We start from the raw sequence: 17,014 nt of genomic DNA on the forward strand, positions 1-17,014 counted from the left end.
GCCCGAGCCGACGCCGGGCGAGTCGGAGGCGTGCCCGCCCGCGTGCGCACCGCCGTGGCCGTGTGAGTCGCCGTATCCCCCCGACGACGAACCACCACCCCCGTTGCCGCAGGAGTTGCCCGCGGACGGGTTGAGCACGCCGATGACGTCGACGCTGTTGCCGCACATGTTCACCGGCGCGTGGACGGGCACCTGCACGTGGTTGCCCGAGCCGACGCCGGGCGAGTCGGAGGCGTGCCCGCCCGCGTGCGCACCGCCGTGGCCGTGTGAGTCGCCGTATCCCCCCGACGACGAACCACCGCCCCCGTTGCCGCAGGAGTTGCCCGAGGACGGGTTGAGCACGCCGATGACATCGACCGTGTTCCCGCAGACGTTGACCGGCGCGTGCACCGGCACCTGCACCGAGTTCCCGGACAGCACGCCCGGTGAGCCCGAGGTGGAGCCCTGGGCGCCCGCGGCGGCGTGCGCGGAGCCGCCCGCGGCGGCGATCACACCGGTCGCGGCCGCCACGGTCATCAGACCCTTGCGGGTGACCTGTCGCATTGCTGAATACCTGCCTTCGACCCTTTATCGAATTCTTCTCGAATTCACCTGCGGAAGCGTTCGGTCCCGGAGCGCATGGCGCGCGCTCCGGGACCGATGGCTTGTGGACTCCCTCTACGGAGGGGAAAGCGTCACTTGTTGACGCAGGTGTTGCCGAAGGCGGGGTTCAGCAGACCGATCACGGAGACCGTGTTGCCGCAGACGTTCACCGGGACGTGAACGGGCACCTGCACGACGTTGCCGGACAGGACGCCCGGGGAGTGCACGGCGGCACCCTGAGCACCCGAGTCGGCGACGGCGAGACCCGCACTCGCGAGAACCAGGCCACCGGTGGCAGCCGCAGCAGCGACGACCTTCTTGATCATTATTCCTCCTAGTTGGCAAAGCGATCCATCGTGCGATCGCATTACCTGTAACGAGGGTGGAGTAATGAGGCTACGAGCTGATCGTCGCATTCACTCTTCCCAGTCGATTTCGCACGCCCGACCGAATATCGGGAATCCGGCGGCCTTTTTCAGGACGCGTCGATGAACCGGTCGAGGACCCGCACGCCGAACTTCAGGCCGTCGACCGGCACCCGCTCGTCCACGCCGTGGAACATGCCCGCGAAGTCCAGCTCCGGCGGCAGCTTCAGCGGGGCGAAGCCGAAGCCCCGGATGCCCAGGTCGTCGAAGGACTTGGCGTCCGTGCCACCGGAGAGCATGTAGGGGATGGCCTTGGCGGTCGGGTCCTCGGCGAGCAGCGAGGACTGCATGGCCTCCACCAGCGCCCCGTCGAAGGTGGTCTCGACGGCCTTGTCGGCGTGCACGTCCTCACGCCGCACCTTCGGGCCGAGGATGCGGTCGAGGTCGGCGAGGAACTCGTCCTCGAAGCCGGGCAGGAAGCGGCCGTCGACATGGGCGGTGGCCTCGCCCGGGATGACGTTGACCTTGTAGCCGGCCCCGAGCTGGGTGGGGTTGGCCGTGTTGCTGAGGGTCGCGCCGATCAGCTTGGCGATGCCGCCGAGCCTGGCGAGGGTGGACTCCATGTCCTCCGGGTCGAGCTCGGTGCCGAGCGCGTCGCCGAGTTCGTCGAGGAAGGCGCGGGTGGTCTTGGTGACCCGCACGGGGAAGGTGTGCCGTCCGAGCCGCGCGACGGCCTCCGACAGCTCGGTGATCGCGTTGTCCCGGTGGATCATCGACCCGTGGCCCGCCGTGCCGGCCACGGTGAGCTTCATCCAGTGCATGCCCTTCTCGGCCGTCTGGATCAGGTACAGCCGCCGCTCCTCGCTCACGGTGAAGGAGAAGCCGCCGACCTCGCTGATCGCCTCGGTGACCCCGTCGAAGAGGTCCCGGTGGTGGTCCACGAGGTACCGGGCCCCGTAGGTGCCGCCGGCCTCCTCGTCGGCGAGGAACGCGAGGACGATGTCGCGGGGCGGCTTGCGCCCGCTGCGGAGCCGGTCGCGGACGACCGCGAGGGTCATCGCGTCCATGTCCTTCATGTCGACCGCCCCGCGGCCCCACACGCAGCCGTCGGCGACCTCCCCGGAGAAGGGGTGGTGGGTCCAGTCGTCCGCGTTGGCCGGGACTACGTCGGTGTGGCCGTGGATGAGCAGCGCGGGCCGGGACGGGTCCTCGCCCTCGATGCGGGCCACGGTGGAGGCGCGGCCCGGGTGGGACTCGAAGATCCGCGGTTCGAGCCCGACCTCGGCGAGCTTCTCGGCGACGTACTCGGCCGCCTTGCGCTCGCCCGGACCCGAGTGGTCGCCGTAGTTGCTGGTGTCGATCTGGATCAGCTCGCGGCAGAGGTCCACGACCTCGTCCTCGCCGGTGACGTTCCTGGCCGTGTCCGTCTCGCTCACGTGCTTCCTCCCGGTGTCACTGCTGGTGGGTCCCCTTCATCCTCTCTCTGTCGGGCCCGCTCCCCAAGAGCCGTCCCGGCCCGTCACACGTCGTTCACGCCGGCCCGGTGCCCGGGCCGGGGGTGATCGGGCCACCCAAAAAAGCCTGGTAATGTTTACGTCGTCGCCGCGGGGAAGACCCACGCGACAGACACCTTGTCCGGGTGGCGGAATGGCAGACGCGCTAGCTTGAGGTGCTAGTGCCCTTTATCGGGCGTGGGGGTTCAAGTCCCCCCTCGGACACGTGAAGCCGAAGGCCGTGACCGCGAGGTCACGGCCTTCGGTCGTTCGTGCGAGAGAGGTGCCATGAGCAGGCGTTCCTGCCCCTGCGGACTCCCCCAGGACTATGCGGCCTGCTGCGGCCGGTATCACTCCGGGGCCGCCGCGGCGCCCACTGCGGAGGCCCTGATGCGGTCGCGGTACAGCGCCTTCGTGCACGGCGACGCCGCATACCTGCTGCGGACCTGGCACCCGCGGACGCGGCCCGGGACGCTGGAGCTCGACCCGGGGACGCGCTGGACCGGGCTGGAGATCCTGGGCACGGACGGCGGCTCGGCGTTCCACACCGCCGGGACCGTGGAGTTCCGGGCGTCCTACCGGGGCGGCTCGCTGCACGAGCGGAGCCGCTTCGAGCGGGTCGACGGGGCCTGGGTGTACGTCGACGGGGACTTCCTGCCGTAGCAGGCGTCACGGCGCCAGGATGTCCAGCTCCTGGAGGGCGCCGACGGTGATCTCGCGGGTCAGTTCCTCGGCGCGGGCGGCGTCGCGCGCGCGGACCGCCTCGGCGACCCGGACGTGCAGGGTGACGGCGGCCGGGTCGGGGTCCTCGAACATCACGTCGTGGTGGGTGCGGCCGGCCAGCACCTCGGCGACGACGTCGCCGAGGCGGGCGAACATCTCGTTGCCCGAGGCCTCCAGGATGACGCGGTGGAAGGCGACGTCGTGCAGGAGGTAGCCCTCCAGCTTGTGACCGCGTGAGTGGGCGACCATGCCGAGGGCCCGCTCGGTGAGTTCGGCGCACTGCTCCGGCGTGGCGTGCCGGGCGGCGAGGCCCGCCGCGACCGGCTCGATCGCCGAGCGCAGCACCGTGAGCGAGCGCAGCTGGTGCGGCCGGTCGGCGCCGGCCAGACGCCAGCGGATCACCTGCGGGTCGTACACGTTCCACTCGGACCGGGCGCGGACCGTGACGCCGACGCGGCGGCGGGACTCGACCAGGTGCATGGACTCCAGGACGCGGACCGCCTCGCGCATCACGGAGCGCGACACGTCGAAACGCTGGGCGAGTTCGTCGGTGCGCAGGACACTGCCCGGCGGGTACGCGCCTCCCGTGATCTCGGGGCCGAGGGTGTCCAGGACACGGCCGTGCAGCCCCCGGCCCGGTGTGGTCATGCACTCAGCGTACGGGGTAGATCACCGAGCCAAAAAGTCAGACTTATTCGTCACGGACTCTTGAATTAGTCGTACCTAATGGGTTTCAGTTGCGTCGACATCACGTGTCGACGAAGACAGCAGACAGTGAGGCAGCGATGAACACCCCCCACGTCGTCGTGGTCATGGGCGTCGCCGGTACCGGCAAGACGACCATCGGCCCCCTCCTCGCGGCCCGGCTCGGCGTCCCGTACGCCGAGGGCGACGACTTCCACCCGCCGGCCAACATCGCGAAGATGTCGGCCGGTACGCCGCTCACCGACGCGGACCGCGGGCCCTGGCTGGACGCCATCGGCGACTGGGCGCGGGGGCGGGCCGGGCTCGGCGGGGTGGTCAGCTGCTCGGCGCTGAAGCGGTCGTACCGCGACCGGTTGCGGGCCGCCGCACCCGGCGTGGTCTTCGTGCACCTCACGGGCGACCGCGCGCTGATCGAGGACCGGATGTCGCACCGGAAGGGGCACTTCATGCCCACGGCGCTGCTCGACTCCCAGTTCGCCACGCTCCAGCCCCTTCAGGCGGACGAGGCGGGGGCCGGGGTGGACGTCTCGGGCAGCCCGGAGGAGATCACCGAGCGGGCGGCCGCCGCCCTCGACTCCCTCCCCGAGCCCATCCAGTAACCCCTGCCGGCTCCCCTCCCCCCGACTCCCCCAACGCAAAGGGACCTCCCCACCGTGACCAGACTCAGCGTCGAGATGCTGGCAGCGGACGCACCCGAGCCGATCACCTCGGCCGGCCACGCCCAGCTGGGCATCGCCGTCCTGGCGGGCATCGCCGTCATCGTCCTGCTCATCACCAAGTTCAAGCTGCACGCCTTCCTGGCGCTGACCATCGGGTCGCTGGCTCTCGGCGCGACAGCCGGGGCGCCCCTGGACAAGGTCCTCACCAGTTTCAGCGCCGGTCTGGGCTCCACGGTCGCCGGCGTGGGCGTGCTGATCGCGCTCGGCGCGATCCTCGGCAAGATGCTCGCCGACTCGGGCGGCGCCGACGAGATCGTCGACACCATCCTGGCCAAGGCGGGCGGGCGGTCGATGCCGTGGGCGATGGTGCTGATCGCCTCGGTGATCGGGCTGCCGCTGTTCTTCGAGGTCGGCATCGTGCTGCTGATCCCGGTGGTGCTGATGGTGGCCAAGCGCGGCAACTACTCGCTGATGCGCATCGGCATCCCGGCCCTCGCCGGCCTGTCCGTGATGCACGGCCTGGTGCCGCCGCACCCCGGTCCGCTGGTCGCGATCGACGCCGTCGGGGCCGACCTGGGCGTGACCCTGGCGCTCGGTGTCCTCGTCGCGATCCCGACGGTGATCATCGCGGGTCCGGTGTTCTCCAAGTACGCGGCCCGCTGGGTCGACGTGCCCGCCCCGGAGAAGATGATCCCGCAGCGCGCCTCCGAGGAGCTGGAGAAGCGTCCCGGCTTCGGGGCCACCCTCTTCACCGTGCTGCTGCCGGTGATCCTCATGCTCGCCAAGGCGCTGGTCGACATCGTCGTGGACGATCCCGAACAGCCGGTGCAGCGTGTCTTCGACGTCGTCGGCGCGCCGATGATCGCCCTGCTCGCCTCGGTGCTGGTCGGCATCTTCACGCTGCTGCGGCCCGCCGGGTTCTCCAAGGAGCGGATCTCCCCGCTCGTGGAGAAGAGCCTCATGCCGATCGCGGGCATCCTGCTGATCGTCGGCGCGGGCGGCGGCTTCAAGCAGACGCTGATCGACACGGGCGTGGGGCAGATGGTCCTGGACATCTCCGAGGACTGGTCCATCCCGGCGCTGCTGCTGGCCTGGCTGATCGCGGTGGTGATCCGGCTCGCGACCGGCTCGGCGACGGTGGCCACGGTCTCCGCGGCCGGTCTGGTCGCCCCGCTGGCGGCCGACATGTCGACCACGCACGCCGCCCTGCTGGTCCTGGCCATCGGCGCCGGTTCGCTGTTCTTCAGCCACGTCAACGACGCCGGGTTCTGGATGGTGAAGGAGTACTTCGGGCTGACCGTCGGCCAGAACATCAAGACCTGGTCCGTGATGGAGACGATCATCTCGGTGGTCGCCGGCGGGCTGGTGCTGCTGTTGTCCCTGGTGATCTAGCGGTACCTCGACGAGGACGGCTCACCTTCTTCCCCGGCATCGACGGCGGCCTCCCGGGCCGCCGGGGCGGGGAGGGGTGGGCCGTTCGGCGTTCACGCCGGGGCGATGAGCCGTGGCCGTCGGGCGCGTCGGGGAGCTGTGGCCGTGGGACGGTCCGGCCGTCGCGCGTCCGCGCGGGCGTCGTGGGTCGTCGCTCGGTCCCCGCCCTCTGGGGGGCCTCCGCCTACGGGCGCCACAAGGAGTGCTCCCGCTCCGCCCAGTGCCGGCTCACTCTGCCGGTGCGCAGGCCGCGGCGGGACTCCGGGTCGGCCAGGGCCATGCCGATGTGGCCGGCCAGGACGATGCCGATGGTGAGCGCCAGCCAGTCGTGGACGAAGGTGGCGCTGGTGCGCCACAGCAGCGGGGTCAGGTGGGTGAACCACATCATCAGGCCGGTGCCGAGCATCACGAGTGTGGCCCCGGCGATCCAGGACGCGTAGATCTTCTGCCCGGCGTTGAACTTGCCCGCGGGCCGGGCCTCGGGGCGTCCGTCGCGGCGCAGGACTGCGCGCAGCCAGACGCGGTCGTGCGGGCCGAAGCGGTTCAGGCGGCCGAGGTCGGCGCGGAAGACGCGGGAGGCCAGGCCGGCCAGCACCGGCACGGGCAGGGCCAGGCCCGCCCACTGGTGCAGCGTGACGACCAGGGCGCGGCGGCCGACGAGTTCGGCGAGCTGGGGGACGTAGAGGCAGGCCGCCGTGACGACGCAGACGCCCATCAGCGCGGCCGTGGTGCGGTGGATCCAGCGCTGCAGCGGGGTGAAGCGGCGCACGTCGGTCGGGGCGGGGGCCGTGTCAGCCGGTGGGTTCATCGTCCCGTCCGTTCGAGCGGCCCACCCAGGCGTCGACGTCGTAGCCGCGCTCCTCCCAGTAGCCGGGCCGGACCGCGTCGGTGACGGTGATGCCGGAGAGCCACTTGGCGGACTTGTAGAAGTACATGGGCGCCACGTAGAGGCGGACCGGGCCGCCGTGGGAGTGGCCGAGGTCCTTGTCCTGCATGCGCAGGGCGACCAGGACGTCGGCGCGGCGGGCCTGGTCGAGGGTGAGGCTCTCGGTGTAGGTGCCGTCGAAGCAGGTGAAGCGGACGGCCCGGGCCGTGGGGCGCACGCCGGCCGCGTCCAGGATGCGGGAGAGGCGTACGCCCTCGAAGGGGGTGTCGGGGACGCGCCAGCCGGTGACGCACTGGACGTCGCGGACCATGCGGGTCTGCGGGAGGGCTCTGAGGTCGCCCAGGGTGTAGGCCGTGGGGCGGTCGACCAGGCCGTCGACGGTGAGGCGGTAGGTGGCGGCATTCCGGCGCGGGACCGAGGAGGCGACCGAGTAGTAGCGGAAGCCGCCGCCGTTGGGCAGCAGGCCGGTCAGGCCGGTGGGGTCCTTGTCGGCGGCGCTGCCCAGGAAGCCCTCCAGGGCGCGTTGCAGCGGGGGCGCGGCGACGACGCCGGCGGCGCCCAGGGCGAGGGTGCCGAGGAAGACGCGGCGGCCGATCGGGGCGCCCCGCTCGGGGGGTTCTTCGTCCACGCCCTCGGGTACGTGCTCGTTCACCCCTTCATTCGAACACCCGCGGCCCGCTCGGGACAGGGCGCGCGGGTGTTCGTCAGACTTCCGTAAGCGGCCGCCGCGCGGGCGGGGTCAGGAGGAGGCCGCCTTGTCCAGCTGGAAGGCCTCGTTGCCGAGCCCGATACGGGCGTGCTTCTCGGGGGCGCGGGCGCGCAGCACCAGGCCGAGGACCAGGCCGGCGGCCAGGGCGAGGCCGATGATGCCGGGCAGCACCCAGCTCAGCGAGGAGTCCGGGCCGGCGCCGACCAGCACCTCGAAGTCCTTCACCGTGTAGCCGGCGATGACGAGCAGGGCGATGCCGGCGAGGGCGGAGGTGACCAGCCGCCAGGACTGGGCGGCGGCGGCGCCGCGGCGGACGAAGAACACCACGACCGACAGGGAGGCCGCCGCCATCAGCAGGATCACGCCGAGGGCGCCGATGTTGCCGCACCAGGTGAACAGCTGGAGGACGGGTGCGGTCGGGTCGCCGACCGGCTTGTCGTCGCCGACGGCGAAGGCGATGACGACCACCGCCGCGACGGCGGTCTGGAGCAGCGAGCCGGTGCCGGGCGCGCCGCTGCTGCCGCTGGTGCGGCCGAACGCGGCGGGCAGCAGGCCTTCGCGGCCCATGGCGAACGCGTAGCGGGCGACGACGTTGTGGAAGCTGAGCAGCGCGGCGAACATGCCGGTGACGAAGAGGATGTGCAGGACGTCGGTGAAGGTGCCGCCGAGGCGCGACTCGGTGAGGAAGAACAGCAGGCCGGCGCTCTGCTCGCGGGCGGTGCCGACGACGGCCGAGGGGCCGGTGGCGACGGTGAGGGCCCAGCTGCTCAGTGCGAAGAACACGGCGACCCCGCCGACGGCCAGGAACATCACCCGCGGGACGAGGACGTGCGGGCGGCTGGTCTCCTCGGCGTAGACCGGGGCCTGCTCGAAGCCGAGGAAGGCGGCGATGCAGAAGCACAGCGCGGTGCCGACGCCGGCGCCGGTCAGGGTGCCGGGGTCGAAGGCGTGCAGCGACAGGCCCTCTCCGCCCGGGTCGGTGATCGCGGCGACGTCGAAGACCACGACCAGCAGGACCTCGATGACCAGCAGCACGCCGAGCACGCGGGCGTTGACGTCGATCTTCAGCCAGCCGAGCAGGCCGACCGCGAGGACCGCCAGCAGGGCCGGTATCCACCAGGCGACCTCCAGGTCGGCGTAGGTGGCGAGCAGCCCGGAGACCTCGAAGCCGAAGATGCCGTAGATGCCGACCTGGAGGGCGTTGTAGGCGACCAGCGCGACGAGGGCCGCGCCGGCGCCCGCGGTGCCGCCGAGGCCGCGGGAGATGTAGGCGTAGAAGGCGCCCGCGTTGTGGACATGCCGGCTCATCTCGGCGTAGCCCACGCTGAACAGGATCAGGACGACGCCGAGGAGGACGAAGAGCAGCGGCTGGCCGACGATGCCCATCACCGCGTATGTGGTGGGCATGACACCCGCGACGACCATGAGGGGGGCGGTCGCGGCGAGGACGGAGAGCAGCAGGCCGCCGGTGCCGAGCCGGTCGGCGCGCAGGGCGCGCTCCTGCCCCTTGAACGTACTGATGCCTCCGGGGGCGGCGGCGTTCGTTCTCGAACTGTCCGTGGTCATCGGGAGCGCGTCCTCACTGTGGGATACGGGGGGGGGTGTCACGCCGTGCCGAGCGCACCTGCGCGGGCGGCGGCGAAGGCGGTGTGCGGGTCGCGGTCGGGGTACGACCAGGGCGCCGGGGTGGCGTGGCGGCCGATGCGGTGGAACAGGGCGGCGGCCTCGGCGCCCCGCCCCTCGCAGTACTTGGCGTGGGCGAGGAAGTTCAGGTCGATCAGCCGGCGCGGGTGGCCCTCCAGCTCCCACTCCAGCCACCAGTCGAAGGCGGCCTTCATCACCTGCCGGGCGCGGCGGCCGGTCCAGTGGCCCGAGGCGACCGGGTCGGCGGGTTCGTGCCCGGCGGCGGCCAGGGCGCGGTAGCGCTCGGCGTGCGCGATGACGGGCAGGATCGCCAGGGGGGAGTCGGCGGGCGCCTGTTCGGCGGCCCAGTTGGCGAAGTCGTAGACCTCGTGCAGCGGGTCGGGGCCCATGTCGATGCGGCGTTCGGCCAGCCGGGCGACCATCAGGTGGTGCGCGTGGTGGTGGTCGGGGTAGCGGGCGCGGACCTGCTCGAAGGTGCGCACCGCGTCCTGGTCGGTGCCGACCGCGCACTCCAGCATGAGGACGCCGAGCCAGGGGGTCGGGTCCGCGGGAGCGAGGGCCGCGGCGCTCTCGCAGGCCTCGCGGGCACGGGCCGGCTTGCCCTTGCCGTGCAGCACGCGGCGGACCTCGGCGATCGCCAGCAGCACCGAGGCGTCGGCGGACTCCGGCTCGGCGAGGAGCCATTCGCGGGCCCAGGCGGTGGTGGAGGACTCGCGGGCGAGGACGGTGATCCGGTGGCCGCGGCGGTCCCAGTCGTCGCCGGTGTGCGCCAGCAGGGACCGGGTGTTCTGCCAGCGGCCCTGTGCCAGTGCGGCACGCGCGGTCACGAGCTCGGCGTCGTCGAGGGCCTCGTCGAAGACCTGCGCCGAGCGCTTGCGGCCGCGGCCGAGGGGAGGCGGGGGTGGGGACACCGCGAACTTCCTCACGCGCTCTTCTTGTGTTCCGGCTCACGGCGGTCGGTCGGGCGCGTGGACGCGCACTGCCATGAATCGATCACGGACAGCAAACCCTCCGCCAAGGGTTGGCGTCAAGGGCCGATGGTGCGTTACACGCGTCAACTGATGTGATTCGTGAGGTCATTGTGACCGCAGTGGCGCAGGAGGCCACAGAGTCCATGATCCCTTTTATCCGTTTCGCCCTTTGTGGTGCAGGTCATAGCGCGACCGGCGAGCGCCCCCGACGATGGCGGGGACGTGTGGGCGTGCCGGGCGCAGCCGGCCGGTGCAGTCGGCCCACGCCATCGTGACCCGACCTGACGATCGAGGTGCACCGCGTGTCGGTTCTGGTTCTGGCGCTCGCTCTCGGCGCCGCCTGCTGCCTGGGCTTCGGCTTCGTCCTGCAGCAGAACGCGGCCCAGCGGGCCCCGCTGGGCGACTTCCTCTCCTTCCGCCTGCTCGTCGACCTCGTGAAGGTGCCGCGCTGGCTCGGCGGGATCGCGCTGATGGTGGCCGGCATGGGCCTGGGGGCGGCGGCGCTCGGACAGGGCGAGCTGTCCCTGGTGGAGCCGCTGCTGGCCACGAACCTGCTGTTCGCGCTCGCGCTGTCGCGCCGGCAGACCCGCCAGCCGCTGGGCCGCCAGGGCTGGTCGGGCCTGCTGCTGCTGGCGGGCGGCGTGACGGCGTTCATCGTGGCGGGCCGTCCCGAGGGCGGCACCGCGACGGCCGACCCCCTGCGGCAGTGGCTGATCATCGGGGTCATGATCGGGCTCGCCCTGCTGCTCACGGCCCGCGGAAAGCGGTCCCGGATGGGCTCCGGCCCGGTGCTGCTCGCGCTCGCGGCCGGGCTGCTGTACGGGGTGCAGGACGCGCTGACCCGGGTGAGCGGGCAGAGGTTCTCCGAGGCCGGCTTCGCCGGGCTGATGACGGGCTGGCAGCCGTACGCGGTCATCGCGCTCGGGGTGACCGGGCTGCTGCTCGTGCAGAGCGCCTTCGAGACGGCGTCCCTGCGCAAGTCGCTGCCCGCGCTGACGGCGGCCCAGCCCCTCGCCGGCATCATCTGCGGCGTCGGTTTCCTCGGCGACCGGCTGCGTACGGACGCGGCGGCGCTGGGCTGGGAGACGGGCGGCCTGCTGGCCGTGGTCGCCGGGATCGTGCTGCTGGGGCTGCACCCCGCGATGCCGACCGGCGCGGTGGGCGAACGGGCCCGGGTGGGGTCGGCCGCGGTCAGCCCGGCGTCGCCCTGAGGCACCGGTCACCGGGCGCCCCCGGCCTGCTTGGATGAGGGCATGAGCGCTGCTGACGAGATCCTCGACGTCGTGGACGAGCGGGACCGGGTGGTCGGACGGTCCCCGCGCGGGGAGGTCTACGCCCGGGGGCTGCGGCACCGCTGCGTGTTCGTCCAGGCCCGGGACGCCGCCGGGCGGATCTTCGTACACCGGCGCACCCCGCAGAAACTGGTCTTCCCCTCCCTGTACGACATGTTCGTCGGCGGCGTGGTCGGCGCCGGCGAGTCCTACGACACGGCGGCCCTGCGCGAGGCCGAGGAGGAACTGGGCGTGAGCGGCCTGCCGGCCCCCCGGTACCTGTTCAAGTTCCTCTACGACGACGGCGCCGGCCGCACCTGGTGGTCGGCGTTGTACGAGGTGACCTGCGACCTGCCCGTCCGCCCCCAGGCCGAGGAGGTGGCCTGGCACGACTTCCTCCCGGAGACCGAGGTCGAGCGCCGCCTGGGCGACTGGACCTGGGTCCCGGACGGCCTGGCCGCCTACGCCCGGCTCAAGCGGTTCCGCTCGCCGGGGCGGCCGGATGCGGCGCGGGGCTGAGCAGGGACCCGTCCGCGGGGCCACCCGGCGCGGAGGACCGGATGCGGCAGGTGCGCTGCGCCGGGGCCCGGCCTGGGGCCCCGTGGGTGGGGCGCGGGTAGGGTCGCGCGTGTGATCGAGTTTGTGCGGAACGTCCGGTTCTGGTTCGCGCCCGAGGAGGTCCGGGAGGACGGGGAGACGCCCGACTACCGCTTCTCGCTGGCCAACGAGCGCACCTTCCTCGCCTGGCTGCGCACCGCGCTCGCGCTGATCGGCGGGGGTTTCGCCGTGGACCAGTTCCTGCCGGACCTGCGCTGGGGATGGCGGGTCGGGCTCGCGCTCGCGCTGCTCGCCGCGGGTGTGCTGTGCGCGCTGCGGGCCGTCAACCACTGGGTGCGCTGCGAGCGGGCCATGCGCCGGGGCGAGGACCTGCCCGTCTCCCGGTTCCCCGCGCTGCTGAGCCTCGTCGTCGCGGTCGTGGCCGTCGCCATGGTCGTCGTGGTGCTCGTGGGATGGGAGGGGTGAGCGCCCCGGCCGGGCGGGGCGGGACCCCCGGCCGTGATCCGGGGCTGCAGCCCGAGCGGACCCGGCTGGCGTGGCGGCGCACGACGCTGTCCGGCACGGTGGCCGCCGTGCTCGCCGCCAGGACCGTGCTGCGCGGGGGCGCGTCGGCGCCCGGGATCGTCGCCGCCGCGCTGTGCTGCGCGCTCTGGCTGGTCCTCCTAGCCGTCGCCCACCGCAGGATCCGCGCCCTCGCGGCCGGTCCGGGCCGGGTGGCGCTCGCACCGCGGCACGCCGCCGCGGCGGCGCTGTGCACCGTGGCGATGGCGGTCTGCGGAGCCGCCCTGGTCCTCTAGGCCAAGGTCCAGGCCCCGCTCCCGGGGCTTGGACCGGACAGCGGGCTCAGCGCCTCACGGCGAGTCGGCGGACCGGCGGGCGGTGCGGCGGACGCCCCGGCGGGCCGTGGGGCGGTGGGAGTCGGTCGGCTCACTCCCCGTCGCCCTCCCACCCCACCGTCACCACGATCTTGCCGCGGGTACGCCCCTCCTGGCTGCGGCGGTGCGCGTCGGCGGCCCGCTCCAGCGGGAACGTCTCGTCCACGTGCACACGCACCACGCCCTGCTCCGCCAGCTCGGACAGGTGCAGCAGATCGCCCGGGTCGGGGCGGACGAAGTAGTAGCGGCCGCCGTAGGTGACGACGTCGTTGTCGGCGATCGAGACCAGGCGGCCCTCGGGGGCCAGCAGGTTCGCCGAGACCTTCATCGCCTCCCCGCCGACGGTGTCGAACGCCGCGTCCACCCCTTCCGGCGCCAGCCCACGCACCCGCTCCTGCAGGCCCTCGCCGTACGTCACCGGTTCGCCGCCGAGCCCGCGGACGAAGTCGTGGTTGCGCTCGCTCGCCGTCCCGATCACACGCGCGCCGAGGTGGATGCCGAGCTGCACCGCGAGGGAGCCGACGCCACCGGCCGCGGCGTGCACCAGGACGGTCTCGCCCCGCTTGACCTCCAGCACCTTGCGCAGCACCTGGTAGGCGGTGAGCCCGGCCAGGGGCAGCCCGGCCGCCTCCTCCCAGGTCAGGTTGCGGGGCTTGCGCGCCAGGGTGCGCACGGGCGCGGCCACGTACTCGGCGAAGGTGCCCCGGGAGAGGAAGTCCTCACGCACGTACCCGATGACCTCGTCACCGACGTCGAACTCCGGCACGGACGGGCCGGGGCGTACGACGACGCCCGAGACGTCCCAGCCGGGCACCACGGGGAAGACCGGGGCGAGGACGGCGTCGAGGTAGCCCTCGCGGGCCTTCCAGTCGACGGGGTTCACGGCCGCCGCCCGCACCTTCACCAGCACCGCGTCGGGGCCGACCTTCGGGTCGCGGACCTCCCCGAACGCGAGCGCGTCGGGTCCGCCGTACCGTGAGTAGCTGATCGCCTTCATGGGTCCGACCTTCCGTTCCGGCCGGGCGGCTCGCAAGCCGGATGGCCTGAACGAAGCGGGCGGGACCTCCCCGGGCGGCCCGCGCGGGCGGTGGTCGGCCTATCGTGGCTCCGATCACGTTCGCGCCCCCCTCTGGACGACATACCGACCGGTCGGCATCATGGTGCGGGAACAGTCCGCCTGCCCGTAGGAGCCACGTATGAGCCCCGATCACCCGCCCGGCCTCGATCTCGACCGGTTGCGCGCCCTGCTCGACCGCGAGCGGCCAGGCCTGGTGGACGGACCGCTGTCGGGCCGGCTCATCGAGGGCGGGCGGTCGAACCTCACCTACGCCGTGTCCGACGGCGCCTCCCGGTGGGTCGTCCGGCGGCCCCCGCTCGGCCACGTCCTGGCCACCGCGCACGACATGAAGCGCGAGCACCGGGTGATCAGCGCGCTGCACCCCACCGCCGTCCCGGTGCCCCGGCCGGTGCTGCTGTGCGAGGACGAGGAGGTGCTCGGTGCGCCCTTCTACGTCATGGAGTTCGTCGAGGGCACGCCCTACCGCACCGCCGACCAGCTCGCCCCGCTCGGCGCGGAGCGGACCCGGGGAGCGGTGCTGAACCTGGTCGACACCCTGGTCGAGCTGCACGCGGTCGACCCGCAGGCGGTGGGGCTCGGCGACTTCGGCCGGCCCGAGGGGTTCCTGGACCGGCAGCTGCGGCGCTGGGGCAAGCAGCTGGACGCCTCCCGCAACCGCGACCTGGACGGCATCGACGAACTGCACGCCGCTCTCGGCCGCGAGCTGCCCGACTCCCCCGCACCGGCCGTCGTGCACGGCGACTACCGCCTGGACAACGTGCTGATCGGTGAGGACGACTCGATCCGGGCGATCCTCGACTGGGAGATGTCGACGCTGGGCGACCCGCTGACCGACCTGGGCCTGCTGGTGATGTACAGCATGCCGCTCGGCATGCCCGAGTCGCCCGTGTCCACCACCGCCGAGGCCCCCGGGCACCCGGCGCCGTCCGAACTCATCGAGCGGTACGCCGCGCGCTCGGGGCGCGACGTGTCCGCCGTCTCCTGGTACACGGCCTTCGCCTGGTTCAAGCTCGCCGTGATCCTCGAGGGCATCCACTACCGCTACACGCTGGGCCAGACGGTCGGCCGCGGCTTCGACCGCATCGGCGACCTCGTCCCCGTCTTCGTCCGCCACGGACTGACGACGCTTCACGAAGGCCTTCAGGAGGGCTGATCCGCATGGACTTCGCTTTCGACGCGCGCACCGAGGACCTGCGGGGCAGGCTCCTCGCCTTCATGGACGAGTACGTCTACCCGGCCGAATCGGTCGCGCACGAGCAGCGCGAGCGGCTCGCCTCGCCGTGGGAGACGGTGCCGGTGGTGGAGGAGCTCAAGGCCGAGGCCCGCAGGCAGGGCCTGTGGAACCTGTTCCTGCCGGACTCCGAGTACGGCGCCGGGCTCACCAACCTGCAGTACGCGCCGCTCGCCGAGATCATGGGCCGCTCGCCGCAGCTGGCGCCGACCGTGACGAACTGCGCCGCTCCCGACACCGGCAACATGGAGGTGCTCACCCAGTTCGGCGACGAGCAGCAGCGCAAGCAGTGGCTGGAGCCGCTGCTCGCCGGTGAGATCCGCTCGGCGTTCGCGATGACCGAGCCGGACGTGGCCTCCTCGGACGCCACGAACATCACGACGCACATCCGGCGGGACGGCGACGAGTACGTCATCACCGGCCGCAAGTGGTACATCTCCGGGGCGATGCACCCCGACTGCAAGATCTTCATCGTCATGGGCAAGACGGACCCCGACGGGGCCGACATCCGCCGCCAGCAGTCCATGGTGCTGGTGCCGCGCGACACCCCCGGCGTGCGGATCGAGCGCGCGATGCAGGTGTTCGGGTACGAGGACCACTACCACGGCGGCCACGCCGAGGTGATCTTCGACGAGGCACGCGTGCCGGTGTCCCACCTCGTCGGCGAGGAGGGCGGCGGCTTCGCCATCGCCCAGGCCCGGCTCGGGCCCGGCCGCATCCACCACTGCATGCGGCTGATCGGCATGGCCGAGCGGGCCATCGAGCTGATGTGCCGGCGGGCCGTGTCCCGCACCGCCTTCGGCAAGGCGCTGGCGCAGCAGGGCGTCGTGCACAACTGGATCGCCGACGCGCGGGTGACGGTGGAGCAGCTGCGGCTGCTGGTGCTGAAGACGGCCTGGCTGATGGACACCGTGGGCAACCGCGGGGCGCACACCGAGATCCAGGCCATCAAGATCGCCACGCCACGCGCGGTGGTGGAGATCCTCGACAAGGCGATCCAGCTGCACGGGGCGGGCGGGGTGAGCCAGGACTTCCCGCTGGCGGAGCTGTACGCGGGGGCGCGGACGCTGATGATCGCGGACGGGCCGGACGAGGTGCACCAGCGGTCGCTGGCACGCCGGGAGCTGAAGAAGTACCTGTAGTGCCGGGTGGCGGCGGGGGCGCCTCACCCCCGCCGCCTCTGCCCGTCCCGTTCCTCCCCGGGCCGCCGGGACTCCGCCCCGCCGGCCCGGGAGCCTACGGGCGCAGGGCGCGGACGAGGAGGTCGGCGAGGTGGTCGGCCACCTCCTGCGGACTGAGCGGGCCGTCCGGGCGGTACCAGGTCGACAGGTGGTGCACCGAGCCGAAGTGGTAGTCCACGACCAGGTCCGCGGGGGTCGCCGTCGAGAAGACGCCCGCCTCCTGCCCTTCCTCGACGAGCGCGCGGAAGCGCTCGTGGTACCGGCGGCGCTCCGCCCGCACCTGCTTGTTCTTCTCGGGGCTCAGGTGGTGCATCGACCGCCAGAAGATCATCGCGTCGTCGAGGTTGTCGATGGTCGTCACGACGACGTCCGCCGCCGCGGCCCGCAGCCGCTTCTCGACCGGCTCGTCGGCGCCCGCCACGGCGTCCAGCCGCTCCTGCTGGATGCGCAGCACGCGCGCGTACACCTCGTGCAGCAGGTCGTCCTTGGAGCCGAAGTAGTGGTAGAGCGCTCCCTTGGTGACACCGGCCGCCTCGACGATCTCCTGCACCGAGGTGCGGTCGTAGCCCTGCTCCGCGAAGAGCCGGGTGGCGGCGGCCAGGAGCCGCTGAGGGACGGGAGTGCCGTCCGAGTCCGTGGTCCTGGGCACTGC

At 72.6% G+C, this 17,014-nt stretch carries 19 protein-coding genes and 1 tRNA gene; 10 read left to right on the forward strand and 10 right to left on the reverse strand.

Annotated features, from left to right (window positions below; translation table 11 throughout):
• The 3 genes from ACFYWG_RS30930 to ACFYWG_RS30940 all read right to left on the reverse strand — a co-directional run.
• Window positions 1–543 (reverse strand): chaplin (locus tag ACFYWG_RS30930; protein WP_389204289.1); only part of this gene is annotated, 543 nt, incomplete at its 3' end.
• Window positions 544–674: 131 nt separating this feature from the next.
• Window positions 675–908 carry a chaplin ChpH gene (gene chpH, locus ACFYWG_RS30935; RefSeq protein WP_150479926.1) on the reverse strand — a complete coding sequence of 78 codons (234 nt, stop codon included), beginning with the start codon at window positions 906–908 and terminating at the stop codon, window positions 675–677.
• A gap of 149 nt (window positions 909–1,057) precedes the next feature.
• Window positions 1,058–2,383 carry a M20/M25/M40 family metallo-hydrolase gene (locus tag ACFYWG_RS30940; protein WP_383510710.1) on the reverse strand — a complete coding sequence of 442 codons (1,326 nt, stop codon included), beginning with the start codon at window positions 2,381–2,383 and terminating at the stop codon, window positions 1,058–1,060.
• A 197-nt stretch (window positions 2,384–2,580) separates the two neighbouring features.
• On the opposite strand from ACFYWG_RS30940, the gene ACFYWG_RS30945 reads away from it, so the two are divergent.
• Window positions 2,581–2,665: transfer RNA gene (locus ACFYWG_RS30945), tRNA-Leu, on the forward strand.
• 63 nt (window positions 2,666–2,728) lie between these two features.
• On the forward strand, window positions 2,729–3,103 hold the full coding sequence (locus tag ACFYWG_RS30950; protein ID WP_389204290.1) for a YchJ family protein: 375 nt from the start codon (window positions 2,729–2,731) through the stop codon (window positions 3,101–3,103).
• Between the two features lie 6 nt (window positions 3,104–3,109).
• Here ACFYWG_RS30950 and ACFYWG_RS30955 read toward each other — a convergent pair whose 3' ends face one another.
• Complete coding sequence (locus ACFYWG_RS30955; RefSeq protein WP_376334817.1) at window positions 3,110–3,811, reverse strand: FadR/GntR family transcriptional regulator; 702 nt, start codon at window positions 3,809–3,811, stop codon at window positions 3,110–3,112.
• Between the two features lie 137 nt (window positions 3,812–3,948).
• On the opposite strand from ACFYWG_RS30955, the gene ACFYWG_RS30960 reads away from it, so the two are divergent.
• The gene (locus tag ACFYWG_RS30960; RefSeq protein WP_389204291.1) at window positions 3,949–4,467 is read left to right on the forward strand and encodes a gluconokinase; all 519 of its coding nucleotides are present in this window, start codon (window positions 3,949–3,951) and stop codon (window positions 4,465–4,467) included.
• A 54-nt stretch (window positions 4,468–4,521) separates the two neighbouring features.
• On the forward strand, window positions 4,522–5,919 hold the full coding sequence (locus ACFYWG_RS30965; protein WP_389204292.1) for a GntP family permease: 1,398 nt from the start codon (window positions 4,522–4,524) through the stop codon (window positions 5,917–5,919).
• Between the two features lie 223 nt (window positions 5,920–6,142).
• Here the strand turns inward: ACFYWG_RS30965 and ACFYWG_RS30970 are convergent, their stop codons facing one another.
• The 4 genes from ACFYWG_RS30970 to ACFYWG_RS30985 form a co-directional block, all read right to left on the reverse strand.
• A complete protein-coding gene (locus tag ACFYWG_RS30970; protein ID WP_389204293.1) occupies window positions 6,143–6,766 on the reverse strand; it encodes a cytochrome b/b6 domain-containing protein in 624 nt (207 codons plus the stop codon).
• Window positions 6,750–7,496 carry a molybdopterin-dependent oxidoreductase gene (locus ACFYWG_RS30975; protein ID WP_383506722.1) on the reverse strand — a complete coding sequence of 249 codons (747 nt, stop codon included), beginning with the start codon at window positions 7,494–7,496 and terminating at the stop codon, window positions 6,750–6,752. Before ACFYWG_RS30975 ends, ACFYWG_RS30970 begins: the two co-directional genes overlap by 17 nt.
• An 87-nt stretch (window positions 7,497–7,583) precedes the next feature.
• On the reverse strand, window positions 7,584–9,119 hold the full coding sequence (locus tag ACFYWG_RS30980; RefSeq protein ID WP_389204294.1) for an APC family permease: 1,536 nt from the start codon (window positions 9,117–9,119) through the stop codon (window positions 7,584–7,586).
• 38 nt (window positions 9,120–9,157) lie between these two features.
• Entirely contained in the window at window positions 9,158–10,108 is a 951-nt protein-coding gene (locus ACFYWG_RS30985; protein WP_376334457.1) for a tetratricopeptide repeat protein, read from the reverse strand.
• 362 nt (window positions 10,109–10,470) lie between these two features.
• On the opposite strand from ACFYWG_RS30985, the gene ACFYWG_RS30990 reads away from it, so the two are divergent.
• The 4 genes from ACFYWG_RS30990 to ACFYWG_RS31005 all read left to right on the forward strand — a co-directional run bounded on the left by ACFYWG_RS30990 (window position 10,471) and on the right by ACFYWG_RS31005 (window position 12,794).
• Window positions 10,471–11,379, forward strand: a complete 909-nt coding sequence (locus ACFYWG_RS30990) for a DMT family transporter (protein WP_376334410.1) — start codon at window positions 10,471–10,473, stop codon at window positions 11,377–11,379.
• Window positions 11,380–11,421: 42 nt separating this feature from the next.
• Window positions 11,422–11,958, forward strand: a complete 537-nt coding sequence (locus tag ACFYWG_RS30995; protein ID WP_389204295.1) for an NUDIX hydrolase — start codon at window positions 11,422–11,424, stop codon at window positions 11,956–11,958.
• A gap of 111 nt (window positions 11,959–12,069) precedes the next feature.
• Window positions 12,070–12,462 carry a YidH family protein gene (locus tag ACFYWG_RS31000; protein ID WP_376334413.1) on the forward strand — a complete coding sequence of 131 codons (393 nt, stop codon included), beginning with the start codon at window positions 12,070–12,072 and terminating at the stop codon, window positions 12,460–12,462.
• Entirely contained in the window at window positions 12,450–12,794 is a 345-nt protein-coding gene (locus ACFYWG_RS31005) for a DUF202 domain-containing protein (protein ID WP_389204296.1), read from the forward strand. The genes ACFYWG_RS31000 and ACFYWG_RS31005 overlap by 13 nt, the downstream gene beginning before the upstream one ends.
• A gap of 130 nt (window positions 12,795–12,924) precedes the next feature.
• Here ACFYWG_RS31005 and ACFYWG_RS31010 read toward each other — a convergent pair whose 3' ends face one another.
• Window positions 12,925–13,869, reverse strand: a complete 945-nt coding sequence (locus ACFYWG_RS31010) for an NADP-dependent oxidoreductase (protein WP_376334417.1) — start codon at window positions 13,867–13,869, stop codon at window positions 12,925–12,927.
• A 199-nt stretch (window positions 13,870–14,068) separates the two neighbouring features.
• Here ACFYWG_RS31010 and ACFYWG_RS31015 point away from each other — a divergent pair, with 199 nt between their 5' ends.
• Both ACFYWG_RS31015 and ACFYWG_RS31020 read left to right on the forward strand, forming a co-directional pair.
• A complete protein-coding gene (locus ACFYWG_RS31015) occupies window positions 14,069–15,103 on the forward strand; it encodes a phosphotransferase family protein (protein WP_383506708.1) in 1,035 nt (344 codons plus the stop codon).
• Between the two features lie 5 nt (window positions 15,104–15,108).
• On the forward strand, window positions 15,109–16,323 hold the full coding sequence (locus tag ACFYWG_RS31020) for an acyl-CoA dehydrogenase family protein (RefSeq protein ID WP_385421841.1): 1,215 nt from the start codon (window positions 15,109–15,111) through the stop codon (window positions 16,321–16,323).
• Between the two features lie 94 nt (window positions 16,324–16,417).
• Here ACFYWG_RS31020 and ACFYWG_RS31025 read toward each other — a convergent pair whose 3' ends face one another.
• The gene (locus ACFYWG_RS31025) at window positions 16,418–17,011 is read right to left on the reverse strand and encodes a TetR/AcrR family transcriptional regulator (protein WP_376334422.1); all 594 of its coding nucleotides are present in this window, start codon (window positions 17,009–17,011) and stop codon (window positions 16,418–16,420) included.
• Window positions 17,012–17,014: the final 3 nt, after the last annotated feature.

This window comes from Streptomyces sp. NPDC003456, from assembly GCF_042878735.1.
Lineage (GTDB): Bacteria > Actinomycetota > Actinomycetes > Streptomycetales > Streptomycetaceae > Streptomyces.

What these genes read in the sequence shown, in the direction of transcription:
- chpH (WP_150479926.1), bottom strand. Translation starts at nt 908, where the DNA reads ATGATCAAGAAGGTCGTCGCTGCTGCGGCTGCCACCGGTGGCCTGGTT.
- ACFYWG_RS30950 (WP_389204290.1), top strand. Translation starts at nt 2,729, where the DNA reads ATGAGCAGGCGTTCCTGCCCCTGCGGACTCCCCCAGGACTATGCGGCC.
- ACFYWG_RS30955 (WP_376334817.1), bottom strand. Translation starts at nt 3,811, where the DNA reads ATGACCACACCGGGCCGGGGGCTGCACGGCCGTGTCCTGGACACCCTC.
- ACFYWG_RS30960 (WP_389204291.1), top strand. Translation starts at nt 3,949, where the DNA reads ATGAACACCCCCCACGTCGTCGTGGTCATGGGCGTCGCCGGTACCGGC.
- ACFYWG_RS30970 (WP_389204293.1), bottom strand. Translation starts at nt 6,766, where the DNA reads ATGAACCCACCGGCTGACACGGCCCCCGCCCCGACCGACGTGCGCCGC.
- ACFYWG_RS30980 (WP_389204294.1), bottom strand. Translation starts at nt 9,119, where the DNA reads ATGACCACGGACAGTTCGAGAACGAACGCCGCCGCCCCCGGAGGCATC.
- ACFYWG_RS30995 (WP_389204295.1), top strand. Translation starts at nt 11,422, where the DNA reads ATGAGCGCTGCTGACGAGATCCTCGACGTCGTGGACGAGCGGGACCGG.
- ACFYWG_RS31005 (WP_389204296.1), top strand. Translation starts at nt 12,450, where the DNA reads ATGGGAGGGGTGAGCGCCCCGGCCGGGCGGGGCGGGACCCCCGGCCGT.
- ACFYWG_RS31010 (WP_376334417.1), bottom strand. Translation starts at nt 13,869, where the DNA reads ATGAAGGCGATCAGCTACTCACGGTACGGCGGACCCGACGCGCTCGCG.
- ACFYWG_RS31015 (WP_383506708.1), top strand. Translation starts at nt 14,069, where the DNA reads ATGAGCCCCGATCACCCGCCCGGCCTCGATCTCGACCGGTTGCGCGCC.
- ACFYWG_RS31020 (WP_385421841.1), top strand. Translation starts at nt 15,109, where the DNA reads ATGGACTTCGCTTTCGACGCGCGCACCGAGGACCTGCGGGGCAGGCTC.